This window comes from Lactobacillus psittaci DSM 15354 (genome assembly GCF_000425905.1).
Lineage (GTDB): Bacteria > Bacillota > Bacilli > Lactobacillales > Lactobacillaceae > Lactobacillus > Lactobacillus psittaci.
On the sequence record NZ_KE384474.1, the window covers coordinates 167,519 to 186,646 of the forward strand.

The window sequence follows — 19,128 nt, forward strand, 5'->3', positions numbered from 1 at the left end:
GAATGTACGAATATTTAGAAGGAACAATTACGATTATTACCCCTAGTTACCTAGCGTTAGATGTTGGCGGTCAAGGCTTCAAGGTGTATAGTGCCAAGCCTTATAGCTACAGCCAGGGGCAACACGTGCGCTTGTATGTTGAACAAGTTGTGCGTGATAATGACATTAGCTTGTATGGTTTTAGTTCAAGCGAGGAAAAGGACTTATTCTTACGCTTGTTGAGTGTTTCAGGAATTGGCCCTAAGAGTGCGATGGCGATTATGGCGGCAGAAAATTCTGATTCACTAGCCCAAGCAATTGAAAATGGTGAAGTTAACTACTTGACTAAGTTTCCTGGTGTCGGCAAGAAGACTGCTAGCCAGATTGTGCTTGATTTAAAAGGTAAGCTTGGCAGCTTTGTCCAGCAGGATCTCTTTACTCAAGATACTTCTCAAGCCCTTAGTGATGCCTTGATGGCACTAGCTGCATTAGGCTACACGCAAAAAGAGATTGCCAAGATTAAGCCTAAGCTTGAAAAACAAAATTGCAGTGAAGCTGACGAATATGTCAAAGAGGGCTTGAAGTTATTACTTAAGAAATAAACGATAGCATTATTACAGGAAAGGTGGGAATTATGGATTCAGAGCGAATTGTTGAAGCAGACGAAACAAGTAGCGACAGCAGTGAACTTTCTTTGAGACCGCAAACCTTTAGCCAGTATATCGGCCAAAAGCGGGTAAAAGAAGAGATGGAAGTTTACATTCAAGCTGCCAAAAAACGTGATGAGGCGCTTGACCACGTCTTGCTTTATGGACCACCAGGTCTAGGGAAGACGACTATGGCCTTTGTCATTGCCAATGAACTTGGAGTCAACATCAAAAATACTTCAGGACCCGCAATTGAGCGGGCTGGCGACCTAGTGGCCCTACTATCTGACCTTGAGCCGGGGGATGTTTTATTTATTGATGAAATTCACCGCTTGGCTAAGCCAATTGAAGAAATTCTTTATTCAGCCATGGAAGACTTTTATGTCGATATTGTGGTCGGCGAAGGCTCAAGCAGTCATGCAGTACATGTCCCACTTCCACCTTTTACCTTGATTGGAGCCACAACGCGGGCCGGGGACTTATCAGCTCCTTTGCGTGATCGCTTCGGGATTGTAGCTCATATGCAGTACTACACAATTAGTGACTTAGAAAAGATTATTGCCCGCTCTAGCCAAGTTTTTGGTACCGAAATTGGTAAAACTGCCGCCCATGAACTTGCCCGCAGAAGTCGGGGGACGCCGCGAATTGCCAACCGTTTACTCAAGCGGGTGCGTGATTTTGCCCAAGTTAAGGGTGAAGTAAAAATTTCCTTTGCGACGACCAGCGATGCCTTAGATAAGTTGCAAGTCGATAATGCAGGTTTAGATTTAACTGACCGGAAGATTTTACAAACAATTATTGAAGCTTATAATGGTGGCCCGGTTGGTATTCGCACTTTAGCTGCTAATATCGGGGAAGATATTGATACGCTAGAAGCGGTTTATGAGCCATACCTCTTGCAGCACAAGTTCATTACGATGACTCCACGGGGCAGAATGGCGACGAAGAAGGCCTACTTACAACTAGGAATAGTCTATCCAGAACAATAACTAGCAAATGTAATAAAGTTTAGTATAATATTATTAGTTAATATAATGAGGTGAAAGATTTGAGTAATTTAATTTTTGCCGGTGCAGCTGCCGGTTTTGGTGGAGCTTACGGCTCAATTTTGATGTTCGTTGTTTTAATTGCTTTCATGTACTTTTTCATGATTCGCCCACAAAAGAAGCAAAATGACGCACGGATGAAGATGATTAACCAACTTAAGAAGGGCGATAAGGTTATTTTAGTTGATGGCTTACATGCCAAGATTGACTCAATCAACGATGAAAAGAAAACTATTGTGGTTGATGCTGATGGTATCTACTTAACTTTTAGCCGGATTGCAGTTCGTGAAGTAATCCCTGCTGAAACTGAAACTAAGCCTGAAACTACTGAAAAGTCAGCAGATTCAGAAAAGTCAGAAACTAAAGAAGACAAGTAAAAAAGCGCCGAAAGGCGTTTTTTCTATGCCAGCAAAGATTATGTTGTAAAATATGATTGATAGTGAATGATTTTGATTAAAGGAGCTTTTTTATGAAAAATGTCCCAGTTGTAATAGTTATTTTTGGGGGGAGTGGTGATTTGGCTCACCGCAAGCTTTATCCTGCCCTTTATAACTTATTTGAACAAGGCCTACTAGCAGAAAATTTTGCAGTTATTGGGACGGCCCGCAGACCATGGAGTCATGACTATTTGCGTGAGCAAGTAATTGACAGTGTCAAAGAAACAGGCGCAAAGACAAATTTAGACCGCTTAACAGATTTTGCTAGTCACTTTTACTACCAATCTCATGATGTAACTAATGTTGAACACTATACTGCAGTTAAGGATTTAGCAACAGAACTTGATCAAAAGTATCAAGCTCAAGGAAATAGAATCTTTTACATGGCAATGGCGCCACGCTTTTTTGGTACGATTGCAACCCACATTAATGATCAAAAACTTACCGGTTCTGGTTTCAACCGAATCGTAGTGGAAAAGCCATTTGGCCATTCATTAGACTCAGCTAAGGTGTTAAATGACGAAATCAAGGCCTCATTTGATGAGTCAGAAATTTATCGAATTGACCACTATTTGGGCAAAGAAATGATTCAAAACATTTTGCCAATGCGCTTATCTAATCCTTTGATTAAGAATATTTGGTCAAGTAAATACATCAAAAACGTACAAGTAACCTTAGCAGAGAACCTCGGTGTTGAAGCTCGCGGTGCTTATTATGAAACTTCAGGTGCCTTGCGTGATATGGTGCAAAACCACATCTTCCAAATTATTACCTTACTTGCCATGGGCGAGCCGGCTTCTTTATCTAGTAGCGATATCCACGCTAAAAAGCAAGAACTAGTCGATAGTATGCTAATTCCTGATAGTGAGTTTGTTACTCGCCACTTTGTTCGTGGACAATATGATCGCACTGATGATACTTTTAGTTACTTGCAAGAACCTAATGTTGCCCCTGACTCTAAGACTGAAACTTATGTAGCTGGTGAAGTTAAGTTCAAGGCTGGTGCCTTGAAGGATGTACCGATTTACTTTAGAACCGGGAAGAAGATGCGCGAAAAGAAGAGCCGAATTGATATCGTCTTGCGCCATATGAATAACTTGTATGGCCAAGCGCACTCTAACAACATCACCATTATTATTGATCCAAGAAGTGAAATCTATATCACAATTAATGGTAAAAAGATTGTCGGTAGTGGTATTCGCCGTGAGAACTTAACTTATCGCTTTGATGATTATGAAAATGCCCAAGTAGCTGATGGCTACGAACGCTTATTAAGAGATGTTGTTTGCGGTGACCAAACTAACTTCACCCACTGGAGTGAATTAGCCAAATTCTGGGAATTTATTGATGCAGTTGAACTTGCTTGGAGCAAAGAAAATGAAGCTGGCAAGGCAGTAATTGCCCAATATCCTCAAGGAAAGCTTGGCCCAGTTGAAGCGGATGAAATTTTTGAAACTCCAACTGAGCGCTGGATTTATGAATAATGCAATTGCTGCCAAAAAATGATTATCACCGTAAAATTATTCATTTAGATATGGATGCGTTTTATGCTTCTGTTGAGATGCGTGATAATCCTGCTCTAAAGACCAAGGCCTTGGTTATTGGCCATGATCCCCGGCAAAATGGTGGGCATGGAGTAGTTGCTACGGCGAATTATTTAGCTCGTCAGTACGGCGTCCATAGTGCAATGCCGGCAAGTCGTGCTTTAAGGTTAGTTCCAAAAGATTTATTAGCTTTTGTTAAACCAAATTTTGACAAGTATCGCCAAGTTTCTCAGCAAGTTCATGAAATTATGCATGAAGTTACAGACCAAGTTGAAAGTGTAGCACTAGATGAAGCTTATATGGATGTAACTAAAAATAAGCTGGGCGACTATAGCGCAGTTGAACTGGGGAGTTACATGCAAGACAAAATCTATCAAGAGCTTCACTTAACAGCTAGTTTTGGCGTAAGTTTTAATAAGTTTTTGGCCAAGATGGGGTCGGAATATGCAAAGCCTTTTGGTAGAACGATTATCTTGCCGGAAACTAGTTTGGCTTTTTTAGCTCGCCAGCCAGTTGACCATTTCCCAGGAGTCGGAAAAAAGACCAGCCAGATTCTACATGAAGCTGGAATTGAGACGGGACTTGATTTACAGAAATTGCCGGTTGATTATTTTACTAAGAATTTTGGAAAATTCGGTTATGCAATTTATTTACACGCCCATGCCATTGACTTTAGTCCGGTTAAAGCCCAAAGACAGCGTAAGTCAATTGGAAAAGAGACTACTTTTATTCCGTTTGTTTTTAATCGAAATGAACTGTGGCAGCAACTTAAAAATTTTGCCCAACTGATTTGTCAAAAGTTGCAAAGTCAAAACTTAACTTGTAAGGTAGTGACCTTAAAGTATCGTAGTCCAGACTTTGTCACTTTGACTAAACGCATTACTCTAGCTAAAAGAACAAATGATAGTAAAATCGTCTATCAAACAGCAGTTGAACTCTTAGAGTTAGTGCCCTATGATAACGGCGTAAGATTATTAGGCTTGAGCGTGAGTGAACTAGAACATGCAAATTTTGAAGAAATCAGTCTTGGTTTATTTCCAACTGATTGGTAAAATTAATATTTAAAAAGTAAATTTGAAACTGTTACTAAGGAGACAATGATGGCTAATACAACTTTTGATGAAATTTATAAGAAGATTAAAGAATATGACACAATTATCTTGCACCGTCATATCAGTCCAGATCCTGATGCAATTGGTTCACAAGCTGGACTTGGCCGTTCAATTAAGTTAGCCTTCCCTGAAAAGCGAGTTTTATATGCTGGGGTTGACTGGGGCGATTTAACTTGGATTAACACTGGTAGTGAAATTAAAGATGAAGATTACAAGGGTGCTTTAGTTATTACTACTGATACTGCTAATACGCCAAGAGTAAGTGACCAACGTTTTAACATGGGTGACTTTTTGATTAAAATTGACCACCACCCAAACATTGATCCATACGGCGATTTATACTACGTAGATGATCAAAAGCCAGCTGCTAGTGAAATCATTGCCGACTTCTTATTGGCTGAAAAGATGCCAATTACAGCTGAAGTTGCATATCCAATTTATGCCGGCATTGTTGGGGACACTGGTCGTTTTATGTACCCAGAAACTAGCACCCACACCTTTGAAATTGCAGCTATGCTTGCTAAGACTGGTATCAACATCAATGAAATTGCCAGAAATATTAGCGATGTTACTTTCAAACAAGCCAAGCTCCAAAGTAGCGTTTTAGACTACATGACTGTTGATGAAAGTGGCGCAGCTTATGCTGTTTTAACGCAAAAGACCTTGAAAGATCTTGGTGTGACAACTGAAGAAGCCTCAGTAACTGTTTCAACTCCAGGTAGAATTAAAGATATCATTGCTTGGAGCGTAATTGTTGAATTAGAAGATGGTACTTACCGAGTACATTATCGTTCAAAGGGCCCTGTAATTAATCACTTAGCTGAAAAGCACAATGGTGGTGGCCATGCTTTAGCAAGTGGTGCTAAGGCTAAAGATAAGGCTGAAATTGCCGAAATCTTTGCCGAATTAGTAGATGTAACTAAGAAATATAATGGTGAACATGAATAATATTTTTGAAGATTCAAGAATTAATCCAAATATTCAAGCTGGTTTAAAGGCAATTAAGTTTGTAAAGCCAACTAAAGTCCAAAGTGAAGTTATTCCTGCCTTTTTCTCTGGAAAGAACTTGTTAGTGCAAGCAGCAACCGGTAGTGGAAAGACTCACGCATATTTAATTCCAGCTTTAAATCAGATTGACTTTGATCGTGATGTAACACAAGTAGTTATTACCGCGCCAAGTCGTGAACTAGCTCAGCAGCTTTATAAGGTTGCAAGGCAATTGCGTGACGCAAGTAACTTACCAATTTCAATTAGTTTACTAAGTGGTGGTAGTGATCGCGAACGTCAAATTGAAAAGGCTGAAAGTAAGGCTCCACAACTAATTGTTGCAACTCCTGGACGTTTACTTGATTTTAGTGAAAAGCGCATTTTAAACCTAAGCGAAGTTAAGATTTTTGTTATCGATGAAGCTGATATGAGTTTAGATTTAGGCTTTTTGGGTGACATTGATAAAGTTGCTGCTAAAATGCCTAAAGATGTTCAATTTGCAGCCTTTTCAGCAACTATTCCAGTTAAATTGGATAACTTTTTGCGTAAGTATATGCAAAAGCCTGAAAGAATCATTATTGAAAATCCTGCAGTAATTGCACCAACGATTCAAAATGACTTGCTAGATATCGGCTCAAAAGACCGCAAGAACTTACTCTACAAGTTGTTAACGATGGGACAACCATATTTGGCTTTAGTTTTTGCTAATACTAAGACTAAAGTTGATGAAATTGCTAGCTACTTACAAGATCAAGGCTTACGAGTAGCTAAGATTCATGGCGGAATTACTGAGCGTGAACGTAAGCGGACTTTACGTTTGGTGCGACAAGGCGATTTTCAATATGTGGTTGCTACCGACTTAGCTGCTCGCGGAATCGATATTGATGGCGTTAGCTTGGTAATTAATTATGAATTACCGAAAGATTTAGAATTCGTAATTCACAGAATTGGTAGAACTGGTCGGAATGGTTTAGCTGGTCATGCAATTACTTTGATTCGCGAAGAAGAAATGAATCAAGTGGCTAACTTGGAACATATTGGCGTTAAGTTTAACTTTGTTGAATTAAAAAATGGTGAATTGGTTGCTAGAACCCACTATCGTCGTCGCGAAAGTAGAAATGCAAGTACTCACGCATTAGATGGCCGTTTACGTGGTTTAGTTAAAAAAGTTAAAGTTAAGAAAAAACCAGGCTATAAAAAGAAAATTAGAAACGCAATTGCAGAAGATGCGCGTCAAAAACGTAAGCTAGAAAAGCGACACGAAGCTAGAGTAGAAAAACGGCGTCGCAAGCGCAAACGCGTTGACAAATAGCCTTGAAGTAGTAAAATAATTTTCAGCTAAAGATATATTCTCTACATCCCTTATTTTTAGAGAGAGCTAGTTGGTGGGAAGGCTTAATAAGGCGTAGAGAATGCTCCTTTACGATAATTTGAATTTAATATTTAAAGTGGTAACAAAAACACTGTTGCAAGCAAGGTGGTACCGCGCGAAGGCGTCCTTGAGTTAGTTTTGCAATAGTGTTTTTTAATTTAAGGAGATAGAAATGAAGAAACTTACAAGTTCAGAGTTTCGGCAAATGTACCTTGATTTCTTTAAAGAACATGGTCACATGGTTTTGCCATCACAATCATTAATCCCACAAGATGATCCAACTTTACTTTGGATTAACTCTGGGGTTGCAACTATGAAGAAGTATTTCGATGGTTCAGTTGTTCCTAAGAACCGTAGAATTACTAGTTCACAAAAGTCAATCAGAACTAACGATATTGAAAACGTTGGTAAGACTGCTCGTCACCAAACTTTCTTTGAAATGCTTGGTAACTTCAGTGTTGGTGACTACTTTAGAGATGAAGCTATTCCTTGGGCTTGGGAATTCTTAACTAGTCCTAAGTGGCTTGGTTTAGACAAGGATAAGCTTTACTGTACTGTTTACCCTAAAGACGTTGATTCTCAAAGAGTTTGGGAAAAGGCAGGGATGCCAAAAGACCACATTATCAAGTTAGAAGACAACTTTTGGGATATCGGTGAAGGTCCATGTGGTCCTGATACTGAAATTTTCTACGATCGTGGTCAAGAAAATAACGACGTAGCTGAAGATGATCCAGAAAACTTCCCAGGTGGTGAAAACGCACGTTACCTTGAAATTTGGAACATTGTGTTTTCACAATACAACCACTTACCAAATGGTGAATATGTTGATCAACCACACAAGAACATCGATACTGGGATGGGTCTTGAACGGGTACTTTCAATCTTGCAAGATGCCCCAACTAACTTTGAAACTGACTTATTCATGCCAATGATTCATGAAACTGAAAAGATGAGTGCTGGCAAGAAATACGCAACCAACAAAGAAGATGACATTGCCTTTAAGATTATTGCGGACCACGTACGTGCAGTTTCATTTGCAATTGGCGATGGTGCACTTCCATCAAACTCAGGCCGTGGATACGTTTTACGTCGTTTAATCAGACGTGCTGACTTAAATGGTAAGCGTTTGGGTATTAACGGAGCCTTCCTTTACAAGTTAGTACCAGTTGTTGGTAAAGTGATGGAAAGTCACTACCCAGAAGTCTTGAAGCAAGCTCCATTCATTCAAAAAGTAATTAAGAATGAAGAAGATCGCTTCGGTGCTACTCTTGAATCAGGTTTAACTTTACTTGATGACTTAATCGAAAAGGCTAGCGCAAGTGACGACAAGACCATTTCTGGTAAGGATGCCTTCAAGTTATTTGATACTTACGGTTTCCCATATGAATTAACTTTTGAAGCTGCTCAAGACAAGGGCTTGAAGGTTGATAAAGCTGGCTTTGATAAGGAAATGGCAGCTCAAAAAGAACGTGCTAGAAAAGCTCGTGGTGACTTACAATCAATGGGTCGTCAAGATGAAACCTTGATGAACATTAAGGACAAGTCAGAATTTGAATACGGCGTTTACGAAGAAAAGCATGCTAAGTTAATTGACATTGTGGTTAACGACAAGTTAGTTGATAAGGCAGATGGCGAAACCGCAATTTTAATCTTTGATAAGACTCCATTTTACGCAGAACGTGGTGGTCAAGTAGCCGACCATGGTGATATTTATGACCAAAATGGTGACTTAGTAGCCAAGGTTACTGATGTACAACACGCACCAAATGACCAAAACATGCACTTTGTTGACCTTATTTTACCAATGGAAAAGGGTAAAGAATATGTTTTGAAGATTGATGCTCACCGCCGTGAAGGCTTGCGTCACTCACACACTGCAACTCACTTAATTCACGCTGCACTTCGTGAAGTCTTAGGTGAACATACGCACCAAGCAGGTTCTTTAGTTGATCCTGACTTCTTACGTTTCGACTTTACTGCTATTGACCCAATGACCCCACGTGAAATTGAAACTGTTGAACGTTTAGTTAACCAAAAGATTTGGGAAAACATTGACGTAAAGACTACGATTACTGATCCAGAAACCGGTAAGAAGATGGGTGCATTAGCCCTCTTTAACGGTAAGTACGGTGACAAAGTTCGCGTTGTTCAAGTTAACGACTTCTCAATTGAATTCTGTGGTGGGACTCACTGTTCAAATACTGCTCAAATTGGTATCTTCAAGATTATTTCAGAACAAGCAATTGGTGCCGGTATGCGTAGAATTGAAGCTGTAACTAGTGAAAAGGCCTACGAATATCTTGCAAATCGTGATGCTTTACTTGAAGAAATCAAGCAAGAAGTTAAGGCTACTAAGGCTGATGACATTAAGGGCAAGATTAGCTCAATGGAAGAAGACTTACGTAACAGCCAAAAGAAGGTTGCTGAACTTGAATTAAGCATTAATCAAGCCAAGGCTGGTGACTTGTTTGCAAATCCTGAAACTGTTGGTGATTTAACTGTTATTGCTAAAATTGCTGATGTTAACGGTATGAACGACTTACGTGAATTAGCTGATACTTGGAAGAGCGAAAATAAGAGTGATGTTTTAGTTCTTGCTTGTGCAAATGATGGTAAGGCTAACATGGTAATCAGCTTAGCTGATACTGCAATTAAGAAAGGCCTTAAGGCTGGTGACTTAATTAAGGCAGTTGCCCCAACCTTTGGTGGTGGCGGTGGTGGCCGTCCTAACATGGCTCAAGCCGGTGGTAAGAACCCTGATGGCTTAGATGATGCAATCAAACTTGCCTTGAAAGAAATTGCGGCTAAGTTAAAATAATTGTTTTACTGGGCTATTTCAAGTAAAATTGCCTTGGGAGGAATGAATTATGAGTTCGCTAGATAAAACTATGCATTTTGATTTTAATCAAAATAAAGGCAAAAATGTTTATGATACTCTTCAAGACGTATATGCTGCACTTGAGGAAAAAGGCTACAATCCTACTAATCAAATTGTAGGCTACTTACTTTCCGGCGACCCAGCATATATTCCTCGTCATAATGATGCACGTAACTTAATTTTGAAACATGAACGTGATGAAATTATCGAGGAATTAGTTAAGAGTTACTTAGGTAAGGACAAATAATGCGCTTATTAGGTCTTGATGTAGGTTCAAAGACTGTAGGAGTCGCAATAAGTGATGAACTGGGGTATACTGCCCAAAAGTTAGAAACAATTCCAATTGATGAAAGTAAATTCAACTTTGGAATGAAGCAAATCAAGAAATTAGTTCGTGAATATGAGGTCTCAGCTTTTGTTTTGGGATTACCAAAAAATATGGATGGTAGTAATGGTGCATCAGTTACTCGCAGTCAAGCCTATGGCAAGAGGTTAGCAGATAAGTTTAAGCTCCCAGTGCATTTTACTGATGAGCGATTAACTACAGTCCAAGCTGATCGAGTATTAATTGATGAAGCTGACATCCATGATCGTCACAAGCGTAAAGATGTGATTGACCAAATGGCCGCGGTACTGATTTTGCAAACTTACTTAGATTTACAAAGAAGGAAGACAGATGGCAGCAAAGATTAATCCAGGTGATGATAAAGATCGCCAAATTACTTTGATTGATGATCAAGGTAATGAAGAATTATTTGAAGTTTTATTCACTTTTCACTCAGACGATTATGATAAGTCTTATGTTTTACTTTATCCTGCAGCAATTGGCGAAGACGAAGATATTGAAGTTCAAGCTTTCAGCTATGATGCCGATGATGCTGGTGATGTAACAAGTAGTGACTTACATGAAATCGAATCTGATGAAGAATGGGCAATGGTTCAAGGTGTTTTGAATACATTCTTAGATGATGATCGTTTAAGTGGTGAATAAGACGAAAGACTGGCATGAGCCGGTCTTTTTTTCGTAGGAAAAGAAGGATTATGAATCAAAAAATATTAAAGATTTTAGAATATGGACGGATAACTGAGCAATTAGCTAATTTAGCAGTGACAGAAGCTGCTAAGGAAGTTGCTAGTAATTTAAAGCCAGCTACTGAACCTAGCGAAGTTAAGCGGCTACTAGCTCAAACTTTGGCAGTGGTTAATTTACTTAGAATTAGAGGTAACTTACCCATTACCAACTTTAAGCCACTCACTGAAAGCCTTAAGCGGCTTAAATTAAAAGCTAGTTTAAATGGGGAAGAATTGGCCAATATCTTATTAATTTTTAGTCTGGCGCATGAAATGAATAAATTTGCAGAAGATAGTCAAGAAAATGACCTTGATTTAACTGCAATTAGTGAATTATTGGCTAAGCTTGAAGTTCCTGAAGACTTATATCGTAAGTTAAAGCAAGCTGTTGATTTTGATGGGATTTTACTTGATACAGCTTCAAGTGAACTCGAAAGAATTAGACATGATTTACGTGCCAATGAAGCAGAAATTAAGGCTAAAATGGCTAGTTTGTCTAAGGCTTCAAGTAAATACTTGTCAGATAACTTGGTGACAATCAGAGATGATCGTTACGTTTTGCCAGTTAAGCAAGAATTTAAGGGAAAATTAGGTGGCGTTGTTCACGACCAATCTGCCAGTGGTCAAACTTTATTTGTTGAACCTGAAGCAGTTTTAAGCTTGAATAACCGCCAGCAAAGTTTATTAGCTCAAGAGCGTAAAGAAATTCGCCGAATTTTACGCGAATTATCCTTAGCTGCAGGATTAGAAATTGAAAAAATTCAAAATTGTAGCCAAAGTTTGACTATCCTTGACTTTATTCAGGCTAAAGCTAAACTTGCTAAGCAGATGAAAGCAACTGAACCCAAGTTAAATTTAGAGCACCAAGTTAACTTGAAGAAGGCGCGTCACCCATTAATTGATCCAGAAAAAGTTGTAGCAAATGACATTAGTTTAGGGATTGACTTTGATACCATGTTAATCACTGGTCCCAACACTGGTGGTAAGACCATTACTTTGAAGACAATTGGCCTTTTGCAATTAATGGCACAATCAGGCTTATTCATTCCAGCTCAAGAAGATAGTCAAGTGGGGATTTTTGATGAAATTTTCGCTGATATTGGGGATGAACAATCAATTGAGCAGTCGCTATCGACTTTTTCTTCTCACATGAATGACATTATTCAGATTATGCGCGATGTGAACCAAAATACTTTGGTTTTGATCGATGAGATTGGGGCAGGGACTGACCCAGAAGAAGGTGCTAGCTTAGCTATTAGTATTTTGGACTATCTAAGAGATAAAAGAGCCAAAATTATGGTTACAACGCACTATCCCGAATTAAAGCTTTACGGCTATAACCGAGAACGTACTACCAATGCCTCAATGGAATTCGATGTTAAAAAGCTTACGCCAACTTATGTTTTACAAGTTGGGATTCCTGGTTACAGTAATGCCTTTGCTATTACTCGCCGTTTGGGGATGGACGAAAAGGTAGTTAAGCGGGCTGAAAGTTTAACTAAAGATAGCGATTCAGAGTTAAATCGCATGATTGCCCGCTTAAATGAACAAACCAAAGAAGTAGCCACCAAGAAAAAGCAGTTACTTAAAAATCTTGATCAAGCCCAAGCTTTAGTTAAAAAATTGCAAGATGGTCTTGATATTTACGAACAAAGAGTACAAAAGCAAGTTGATTTTGCAAATGAACGGGCTAATGAAGTTATTGCCAAAAAGCGTAAAAAGGCCGAGGCAATTATTGCTGAGCTTGAAAAGCAAAAGTCTGCGGGCGCACATGTCGCTGAGAATAAATTAATTGATGCTAAGGGCCAATTTAATAAGCTAAGCAAAGAAGCCAATAACTTAGCTCACAATAAGGTCTTAAAGCGGGAAAAGAAGCGACATCAAGTTGCTGTCGGTGACCGCGTGAAAGTTTTATCTTATGGACAAGTTGGTACAGTTACTAAAAAACTTTCTGAGCATGATTATGAAGTACAAATGGGTATCATGAAAGTGAAAATTAGTGATACTGACATTGAAAAAGAAACTAGTAAGGCGCCAAAGAAAAAGCAAACTGTGGTTAAGACAACTAGAAAACTTAACCGCGCCAGTGCAAGCAGCCAACTAGACCTACGGGGCCAGCGCTATGAAGAAGCAATGATTAATCTTGATCGCTATATTGATGCATCACTGTTAGCTGGATTAGGCAGTGTGGTTATTGTTCATGGAATTGGTACCGGAGCAATTAGACAGGGTGTTTGGCAATATTTGAAGTCAAGTCGTCATGTAAAGAGCTTTAACTATGCACCTGCTAATGAAGGTGGTAATGGTGCCACAATTGTTGAATTAAAATAAAACTTAAGTGAGCAATTTACTTGCAAAAAGTAAGTAGCTAACTTAGAATTTAAATATCAAGAAATGAATTAAAATAAATTATATGAAATGAGGTATAAAGATGGTTGAAGCTTTAACTGAAAAGAACTTTGAAGAAGAGACCAAAGATGGCGTTGTTTTAACTGATTTTTGGGCAACTTGGTGTGGACCTTGTCGGATGCAATCACCAGTAATTGATGAACTTGCCGAAGAAAGACAAGACGTTAAGTTCACTAAAGTGGATGTTGATGAAAATCAATCAATTGCTAAGAATCTAGGTATTATGGCAATTCCAACTTTAATCATTAAGAAAAATGGTGAAATTGTTGACAGAATTACCGGTTACACTCCCAAAGAAAAGTTAGATGAAATTTTAGATCAATATGTTGACTAACAAAAAAGGCTGCAAATTTGCAGCCTTTTAAAATTGAGCAATAATTTGAACTTTTTGCTCTTTAGTTAGAATTGTAACGCTAGCTTCGCATGGGCGATCATTAGCTTTTTCTAGTGTTTCAGCAATAATTCCAGCTTCTAATTCAAAATCTGTTGATTTTGAATCTAATCGATCAGTTACGCTTTGACCAGTAAGTTCAAAAGTTTGACTAGCTCTTTTTTCTTTTACTAAGGTAAGAGCTCCAAACTCTGACATTTCGAAGAATTCGGTTAAATCACTGACATCACTTAAGGCGTAATGCCGTGCGATTTGTTTACCAGCCCAGTAAAGAATTTCTTTAGTATCTTCACCTAAAATCTTGGGTAGTAAGAAATCGCGGTAAAGCTGATTGATAAAATATGAGTGTTCGTTATTTGCTTGCATATAATTCCATCCCTTTGCATTCTATTCCATTTTACATTAGACTTAACAAGCGGTCTAGCAATAATTTAATGAATATTTGTGATAAAAATAATGAGCTTAAGTAATAACAAAGCAAATATTGCTTGAATTCAAAAAAAAGAGTTAAATAAGTTAAGACTAGTGCAAGAAATAAGGAGATAAAAAATGGATAATCGTCCTATTGGATTATTAGACTCAGGTATTGGTGGTCTAACAGTCTTAAAAAAAGTAATTGCCAAACTTCCAAATGAATCGACTGTGTTTATTGGAGATCAAGCACATATGCCATATGGCGATCGAAATCGCGAAGAAGTGGTTGAGCTAACTAGAAATAGTGTTAAGTTTTTACTTTCCAAAAATGTTAAAGTGATTATTTTTGCATGTAATACTGCCACTGCTGCAGCAATGGATATCATTCAAAAGGAGATTGAACCGCAGATCATTGGTGTGATTCAATCAGGTAGCCTTGCAGCAGCAAGGGTAAGCAAAAGTAAAAAAGTTGCAGTAATTGGAACTAAAGTTACCATTGCTTCGCATGCTTATAAAAACGAAATTCAATTTAGAGATTCTGAAATAGCTGTAACTGAACTTGCAACACCTCATTTAGCTCCGTTAGTTGAAAAGCAAGCTAGTTTTGAGGAAAATTTAAAAGAAGTAAAAAATAGTCTTTTGCCCCTAAAAAATCATAAATTTGATACAATGGTCTTAGGATGTACACACTATCCAATTATTCGCGATGAGATTAGAGCGGCAGTAGGTGAAGCGGTTACGCTAGTTGATCCTGCAGATCAAGTGGCCCAATATACTGAGAACGTTTTAAAGCGTGATAAGTTGCAGGCAACTGGACCAGCGAAGCATGAGTATTACACAACGGGCAATGCGGCTAACTTTACTGTAGTGGCTGAAAAATGGCTAAATGATCAGACAGTGTGTGCTGAACATGTTGAAACAGGAGATTAAATTATGGAAAAGGTAATTCTTTTTGCAACCAATAATCAAAATAAAGTCAAAGAATTAAAGGCAGCTTTTGAAAAGGCTGGTCTCGATTATGAAATTAAGACTGATGCTGATTTTGCTGATATGCCACATATTAGTGAAAATGGTACTACTTTTGCTGAAAATGCAACTATTAAAGCCCACACTATGGCTGAATTTGCTAAGATGCCAACCGTTAGTGATGACTCTGGCTTAGTAGTTGATAAGTTAAATGGCGCACCTGGTGTTCATTCAGCTCGCTATGGTGGTGAAGCTCACAATGATGCTAGAAATAATGCCAAGTTATTGGCTTCTTTAGGTGGTATTCCACAAGAAGAAAGAAAGGCAAAATTTGTTTCAACTTTTGTTGTTTCAATGCCTGGTCACTTTGACAAAGATTTAGTTATTACCGGTGAATGTGATGGTGAAGTTTTAGCTATTCCTCGTGGTCGTGATGGTTTTGGCTATGATCCATTATTCTACGTTCCAGAAAAGAAGAAAACATTTGCTGAAATGACTACTGATGAAAAGAACGAAGTATCTCACCGTGGTCGCGCATTAAAGCAATTAATGGAAAAACTACCTAGCTGGTTAGAACAATTTTAAGGAGTAGCTTATGCCATTTGTCCATATTGAGTTAATTAAGGGACGTTCAGATAAGCAACTTGAACAAATGATGAAAGATGTTACTGAAGCCGTTCATAAAAATACAGGTGCTCCTAAAGAGCATATTCATGTGATTATTAATGAATTAGGCCATCACACTTACGGAAATAATGGTGAGTGGAAGGCATAAAAAAAGCTGGTTAAAACCAGCTTTTTTATTTTACTATCTATCTATTATTTTTTACTTGTTTCAATATTTGACTGACCAAATTCGACGCCTGCAGCCTGAAAGGCTGAGATATAGCCTGAAAAGTATGTATTCTTAATCTCAATTGAATTACCACTAACTACTTGTAAATGGACTTGGTAAGTTAAATTAGGCCCAGATTGGCTAATAATGCCATATAAAGCAGGTGGAGTTGAAAGATACTTTTCTAAGTGACTAAGTTTAGTGTTAGTTTCTTTAATTAAGGCTTCAACTTTATCTAAATCATTTGAAGCACTAATTTCTAAATTAATATCAACGCCGAAACCACCATGAGAAATATTGGTCACATTTAAAATATTACGGTTGGGAATATAAATTAGTGATCCATCTGTTTGTTTAATGCAAGTGGTTCTAATTCCTAAGCGGACAACGCTACCAGTTTCTGTCCCAATTTTGACCCAATCACCGACGTTATATTGCTCTTCACTCAAAATAAAAAATCCGTTAACTAGGTCGCTCACAAAGCCTTGGGCTCCCATCCCTAAAGCAAGAGAAAAGATTCCGGCACTGGCAAGTAGCGTGCCAACGGGAACACCTAAGATACTTAAAACACCAAAGAGATAGAAGAAGAGCGTTGTATATTGAAAAACATTAGTTGATAAGTTAGCGATTGTTTGACTTCGCTTGTTAAGCTTAACTCGACCTTTGAGAAAATATTTGGCAATAATTCTTTTCCCAAAGCGGGTAATCAGGATAAAAATTAAGGTTGTAATGACTAATTGCCAAATGATTCCTAAAAAATTATTTAGGATGTTTGACCAATTAATTGAAACTTCGGGCATTTTTAATGTTTTAATATAAGACATCATGTTCACCTTTTCATGTTATGATAGTTATAGCATAACATGAAAATTCAATAAATTGTCAGATAAGTAAATTCATGCTAGACTTTTTTTAGATAAATATGTGGAGGAATATTATGACTATTTCAATTGGGGAACTTGCAGCAGTTATTGCCGCAGTCGCTTTCTTACTTTTTGTATTGTTTACAATTCCAGTCTTAGTTAAAGCAACTAAAACCTTAAAAAAGGTAGAACATACTATGGACTTAACTAACGATGCAGTTGCTAAATTAAGTAATGATGTTGATGACTTACTTAAACAAACAACTGATTTAGTTGATAAGTCAAACGTCTTACTTGATGATGTTAACCAAAAAATGAAGACTGTTGATCCTGTTGTTCAAGCAGCAGCTGATTTAGGTGAAAGTGTTTCTGACTTAAATGAAGCTTCCAGAAATTTAGCTAGTCGCGCAGGTGAATTGAATTTCAAAAAAACAGGTCTAGTTACCACAATTTTGACTAGTGTGCTTGCTAGACGGAGAAGACGTCGCGGATTAGATTAAAGGAGAAAAATCATGAAGAAATTAGGCTCATTTTTATTAGGTACAATTGTTGGTGCAACTGCAGGGTTAGTTGCAGCAAGTTATTTGTTAGATGACGAAACTGTTGAAGATTTAAAGAAAAAGGTTACCGATAAAGTAAATAATGTTACTGAAAAGGTAGCTGACAATGATACTTTACAAGACTTGAAAAAAAGATATGACAACAGCACGGAAATCGTTAAGAATCAACTTTCAGCTTTTCCCAATCCAGTTGAAGATGATTCAGAATTAAAGGATTTTGATGATATTGTTATTGATTCAACTAAGACTAGTCTTGGTAGTGATGAAAAAAATGATCAAAAGACTTTAAGCGAATTAGACCATGCTGAATAGGCATAAAAGTTAAGATAAGAAAAAGGTGACTTTTTAGAGTCACCTTTTTTGTGTGTTAATTTTTAAATTGAATTATTTTTCTCTTAAAGGGATGTATTTAAGAGCTTTGTCAGTTTTAGTAAATGATTCAAAGCCATTCTTGGTTACTACACCACAGTCTTCAATTCGAACGCCACCAACACCTGGAATGTAAATACCGGGTTCAATTGAGAAGCACATACCTTCTTGGATTACTAAATCATTGCCTTCCATAATTGATGGAAATTCATGGACGTTCTTACCGATACCATGACCAAGACGATGGATAAAGTATTCACCATAGCCGGCCTTAGTAATAATATCACGAGCTACTGCATCTAATTCAGCAGCAGTAATACCAGGCTTAGCTGCTTCAATAGCAGCTTGTTGAGCTTCACGGTCAATTTCATAAATTTCTTTTTGCTTATCAGTTGGAGTACCATAAGCTACAGTTCTTGAAGCATCAGATGCATAACCTTTGTGCATGGTACCTAAGTCAAACAAGACAAGTTCATTAGGCTTAACTGTGTTCATTGTTGGACCAAGGTGTGGATTAGAGGCGTTTTCACCAGCTTGAACGATGGTTTCGAAACTTTGGTGCATTACCCCTTTTTGTAACTTAAGTTGATAGTCAATTTGACCAGCAATATAACGTTCAGTTACGCCAGTTGCAATATTGTCAAAACCAACTTGGAAGGCAAAATCAGCTTCAGCTCCAGCGGCTTTTAATTTTTCAATTTCTGCACTAGTCTTGTATAAACGTAAGTGATCAATAAAATCTGACAAATTATGGTCAAAGTTACTGTTGGCAAAAGCGGTTTGTAAGAATTTGTATCTTTCAACTGGTAAGTTATTTTGTTCAATTGCCCAATTTTGGTAATTCTTGGTACGTTTTTCTACATAGCTTTTAATAATTTGCCATGGATTTTCATGGTCTAAGTAACCATACACGTCGCCATTCCATTCAGAATGCTTGGCTTCTTCAACATTTAAAGCAGGGCAGAAGATAAATGGTTCTGCATCTCTAAATGCCAAAAGAGCAAAGATTCTTTCTTCTGGTTCCATTTCATAGCCAGTAAAATAGGCGATGGTAATTGGGTTAGAAATATAGGCGGCGTCAAGCTGATTTTCAGCTAACCAGTTTTGTAACTTATCTAGATTCATAAAAACACTCCTTTTTGACTAGAATAGGTTAAATTAATTATAACAAAAAAATACCATAAAAAAATATTATTGAAAACGCTTGCAATAAGAATATTTTTATGGTATTCTAATTAGATGAATAGT

The 19,128-nt window shown here is 37.8% G+C and carries 21 protein-coding genes; 18 read left to right on the forward strand and 3 right to left on the reverse strand.

All coding sequences use genetic code 11. From position 1 onward, the window contains the following. Window positions 1-2 precede the first annotated feature (2 nt). The 13 genes from ruvA (at window position 3) to trxA (ending at window position 13,816) form a co-directional block, all read left to right on the forward strand. Window positions 3-581, forward strand: coding sequence for a Holliday junction branch migration protein RuvA (gene ruvA / locus H628_RS0106965; RefSeq protein ID WP_027825818.1), 579 nt, complete (start codon window positions 3-5; stop codon window positions 579-581). Window positions 582-613: 32 nt separating this feature from the next. Then, window positions 614-1,615, forward strand: a complete 1,002-nt coding sequence (gene ruvB / locus H628_RS0106970; protein ID WP_155825182.1) for a Holliday junction branch migration DNA helicase RuvB — start codon at window positions 614-616, stop codon at window positions 1,613-1,615. Between the two features lie 50 nt (window positions 1,616-1,665). Then, a complete protein-coding gene (gene yajC / locus H628_RS0106975) occupies window positions 1,666-2,049 on the forward strand; it encodes a preprotein translocase subunit YajC (protein WP_027825820.1) in 384 nt (127 codons plus the stop codon). A 92-nt stretch (window positions 2,050-2,141) separates the two neighbouring features. Then, entirely contained in the window at window positions 2,142-3,593 is a 1,452-nt protein-coding gene (gene zwf / locus H628_RS0106980; RefSeq protein WP_027825821.1) for a glucose-6-phosphate dehydrogenase, read from the forward strand. Continuing rightward, complete coding sequence (dinB, locus tag H628_RS0106985) at window positions 3,593-4,705, forward strand: DNA polymerase IV (RefSeq protein ID WP_034538453.1); 1,113 nt, start codon at window positions 3,593-3,595, stop codon at window positions 4,703-4,705. The genes zwf and dinB overlap by 1 nt, the downstream gene beginning before the upstream one ends. A gap of 48 nt (window positions 4,706-4,753) precedes the next feature. Then, window positions 4,754-5,713 carry a DHH family phosphoesterase gene (locus H628_RS0106990; protein ID WP_034538454.1) on the forward strand — a complete coding sequence of 320 codons (960 nt, stop codon included), beginning with the start codon at window positions 4,754-4,756 and terminating at the stop codon, window positions 5,711-5,713. Then, on the forward strand, window positions 5,706-7,064 hold the full coding sequence (locus tag H628_RS0106995) for a DEAD/DEAH box helicase (protein WP_027825824.1): 1,359 nt from the start codon (window positions 5,706-5,708) through the stop codon (window positions 7,062-7,064). Before H628_RS0106990 ends, H628_RS0106995 begins: the two co-directional genes overlap by 8 nt. 232 nt (window positions 7,065-7,296) lie before the next feature. Next, entirely contained in the window at window positions 7,297-9,942 is a 2,646-nt protein-coding gene (alaS, locus tag H628_RS0107000; RefSeq protein WP_027825825.1) for an alanine--tRNA ligase, read from the forward strand. Between the two features lie 49 nt (window positions 9,943-9,991). Beyond that, window positions 9,992-10,249, forward strand: coding sequence for an IreB family regulatory phosphoprotein (locus H628_RS0107005; RefSeq protein WP_027825826.1), 258 nt, complete (start codon window positions 9,992-9,994; stop codon window positions 10,247-10,249). Beyond that, entirely contained in the window at window positions 10,249-10,695 is a 447-nt protein-coding gene (gene ruvX, locus H628_RS0107010) for a Holliday junction resolvase RuvX (protein ID WP_027825827.1), read from the forward strand. The genes H628_RS0107005 and ruvX overlap by 1 nt, the downstream gene beginning before the upstream one ends. After that, window positions 10,679-10,993, forward strand: coding sequence for a DUF1292 domain-containing protein (locus H628_RS0107015; protein WP_027825828.1), 315 nt, complete (start codon window positions 10,679-10,681; stop codon window positions 10,991-10,993). Before ruvX ends, H628_RS0107015 begins: the two co-directional genes overlap by 17 nt. 50 nt (window positions 10,994-11,043) lie before the next feature. Next, window positions 11,044-13,404, forward strand: coding sequence for an endonuclease MutS2 (locus tag H628_RS0107020; protein ID WP_027825829.1), 2,361 nt, complete (start codon window positions 11,044-11,046; stop codon window positions 13,402-13,404). 100 nt (window positions 13,405-13,504) lie between these two features. Beyond that, window positions 13,505-13,816, forward strand: coding sequence for a thioredoxin (gene trxA, locus H628_RS0107025; protein WP_027825830.1), 312 nt, complete (start codon window positions 13,505-13,507; stop codon window positions 13,814-13,816). Window positions 13,817-13,843: 27 nt separating this feature from the next. Here trxA and H628_RS0107030 read toward each other — a convergent pair whose 3' ends face one another. Beyond that, window positions 13,844-14,239 carry a YslB family protein gene (locus H628_RS0107030; RefSeq protein ID WP_027825831.1) on the reverse strand — a complete coding sequence of 132 codons (396 nt, stop codon included), beginning with the start codon at window positions 14,237-14,239 and terminating at the stop codon, window positions 13,844-13,846. A gap of 183 nt (window positions 14,240-14,422) precedes the next feature. Here H628_RS0107030 and murI point away from each other — a divergent pair, with 183 nt between their 5' ends. From murI to H628_RS0107045, 3 genes are read left to right on the forward strand one after another with little or no spacing between them, the layout of a single operon-like run. Continuing rightward, window positions 14,423-15,217 (forward strand): glutamate racemase, encoded by a 795-nt coding sequence (gene murI / locus H628_RS0107035; RefSeq protein WP_027825832.1) that lies wholly within the window; start codon window positions 14,423-14,425, stop codon window positions 15,215-15,217. Between the two features lie 3 nt (window positions 15,218-15,220). Then, the gene (locus H628_RS0107040; protein ID WP_027825833.1) at window positions 15,221-15,838 is read left to right on the forward strand and encodes an XTP/dITP diphosphatase; all 618 of its coding nucleotides are present in this window, start codon (window positions 15,221-15,223) and stop codon (window positions 15,836-15,838) included. Window positions 15,839-15,848: 10 nt separating this feature from the next. Continuing rightward, the gene (locus tag H628_RS0107045) at window positions 15,849-16,028 is read left to right on the forward strand and encodes a 2-hydroxymuconate tautomerase (RefSeq protein ID WP_027825834.1); all 180 of its coding nucleotides are present in this window, start codon (window positions 15,849-15,851) and stop codon (window positions 16,026-16,028) included. A gap of 44 nt (window positions 16,029-16,072) precedes the next feature. Here the strand turns inward: H628_RS0107045 and H628_RS0107050 are convergent, their stop codons facing one another. Next, entirely contained in the window at window positions 16,073-16,915 is an 843-nt protein-coding gene (locus H628_RS0107050) for a mechanosensitive ion channel family protein (RefSeq protein WP_081662463.1), read from the reverse strand. Between the two features lie 110 nt (window positions 16,916-17,025). Between H628_RS0107050 and H628_RS0107055 the strand changes: the two genes are divergently transcribed. After that, window positions 17,026-17,451 carry a DUF948 domain-containing protein gene (locus H628_RS0107055; RefSeq protein ID WP_027825836.1) on the forward strand — a complete coding sequence of 142 codons (426 nt, stop codon included), beginning with the start codon at window positions 17,026-17,028 and terminating at the stop codon, window positions 17,449-17,451. A 12-nt stretch (window positions 17,452-17,463) separates the two neighbouring features. Further along, a complete protein-coding gene (locus H628_RS0107060; RefSeq protein ID WP_027825837.1) occupies window positions 17,464-17,823 on the forward strand; it encodes a YtxH domain-containing protein in 360 nt (119 codons plus the stop codon). A 72-nt stretch (window positions 17,824-17,895) separates the two neighbouring features. On the opposite strand, the gene H628_RS0107065 is transcribed toward H628_RS0107060, so the two are convergent. Beyond that, window positions 17,896-19,005 (reverse strand): M24 family metallopeptidase, encoded by a 1,110-nt coding sequence (locus H628_RS0107065; protein WP_027825838.1) that lies wholly within the window; start codon window positions 19,003-19,005, stop codon window positions 17,896-17,898. Between the last annotated feature and the right edge of the window lie 123 nt (window positions 19,006-19,128).

Excerpts from the sequence above, each read along its gene's own strand:
- murI (WP_027825832.1), top strand. The coding sequence starts at position 14,423 with ATGGATAATCGTCCTATTGGATTATTAGACTCAGGTATTGGTGGTCTA.
- ruvB (WP_155825182.1), top strand. The coding sequence starts at position 614 with ATGGATTCAGAGCGAATTGTTGAAGCAGACGAAACAAGTAGCGACAGC.
- H628_RS0106990 (WP_034538454.1), top strand. The coding sequence starts at position 4,754 with ATGGCTAATACAACTTTTGATGAAATTTATAAGAAGATTAAAGAATAT.
- zwf (WP_027825821.1), top strand. The coding sequence starts at position 2,142 with ATGAAAAATGTCCCAGTTGTAATAGTTATTTTTGGGGGGAGTGGTGAT.
- trxA (WP_027825830.1), top strand. The coding sequence starts at position 13,505 with ATGGTTGAAGCTTTAACTGAAAAGAACTTTGAAGAAGAGACCAAAGAT.
- H628_RS0107015 (WP_027825828.1), top strand. The coding sequence starts at position 10,679 with ATGGCAGCAAAGATTAATCCAGGTGATGATAAAGATCGCCAAATTACT.
- ruvX (WP_027825827.1), top strand. The coding sequence starts at position 10,249 with ATGCGCTTATTAGGTCTTGATGTAGGTTCAAAGACTGTAGGAGTCGCA.
- H628_RS0107030 (WP_027825831.1), bottom strand. The coding sequence starts at position 14,239 with ATGCAAGCAAATAACGAACACTCATATTTTATCAATCAGCTTTACCGC.
- H628_RS0107040 (WP_027825833.1), top strand. The coding sequence starts at position 15,221 with ATGGAAAAGGTAATTCTTTTTGCAACCAATAATCAAAATAAAGTCAAA.
- H628_RS0107060 (WP_027825837.1), top strand. The coding sequence starts at position 17,464 with ATGAAGAAATTAGGCTCATTTTTATTAGGTACAATTGTTGGTGCAACT.
- H628_RS0107055 (WP_027825836.1), top strand. The coding sequence starts at position 17,026 with ATGACTATTTCAATTGGGGAACTTGCAGCAGTTATTGCCGCAGTCGCT.
- H628_RS0106995 (WP_027825824.1), top strand. The coding sequence starts at position 5,706 with ATGAATAATATTTTTGAAGATTCAAGAATTAATCCAAATATTCAAGCT.
- H628_RS0107020 (WP_027825829.1), top strand. The coding sequence starts at position 11,044 with ATGAATCAAAAAATATTAAAGATTTTAGAATATGGACGGATAACTGAG.
- ruvA (WP_027825818.1), top strand. The coding sequence starts at position 3 with ATGTACGAATATTTAGAAGGAACAATTACGATTATTACCCCTAGTTAC.
- dinB (WP_034538453.1), top strand. The coding sequence starts at position 3,593 with ATGCAATTGCTGCCAAAAAATGATTATCACCGTAAAATTATTCATTTA.
- H628_RS0107050 (WP_081662463.1), bottom strand. The coding sequence starts at position 16,915 with ATGATGTCTTATATTAAAACATTAAAAATGCCCGAAGTTTCAATTAAT.
- H628_RS0107065 (WP_027825838.1), bottom strand. The coding sequence starts at position 19,005 with ATGAATCTAGATAAGTTACAAAACTGGTTAGCTGAAAATCAGCTTGAC.
- alaS (WP_027825825.1), top strand. The coding sequence starts at position 7,297 with ATGAAGAAACTTACAAGTTCAGAGTTTCGGCAAATGTACCTTGATTTC.
- H628_RS0107005 (WP_027825826.1), top strand. The coding sequence starts at position 9,992 with ATGAGTTCGCTAGATAAAACTATGCATTTTGATTTTAATCAAAATAAA.
- H628_RS0107045 (WP_027825834.1), top strand. The coding sequence starts at position 15,849 with ATGCCATTTGTCCATATTGAGTTAATTAAGGGACGTTCAGATAAGCAA.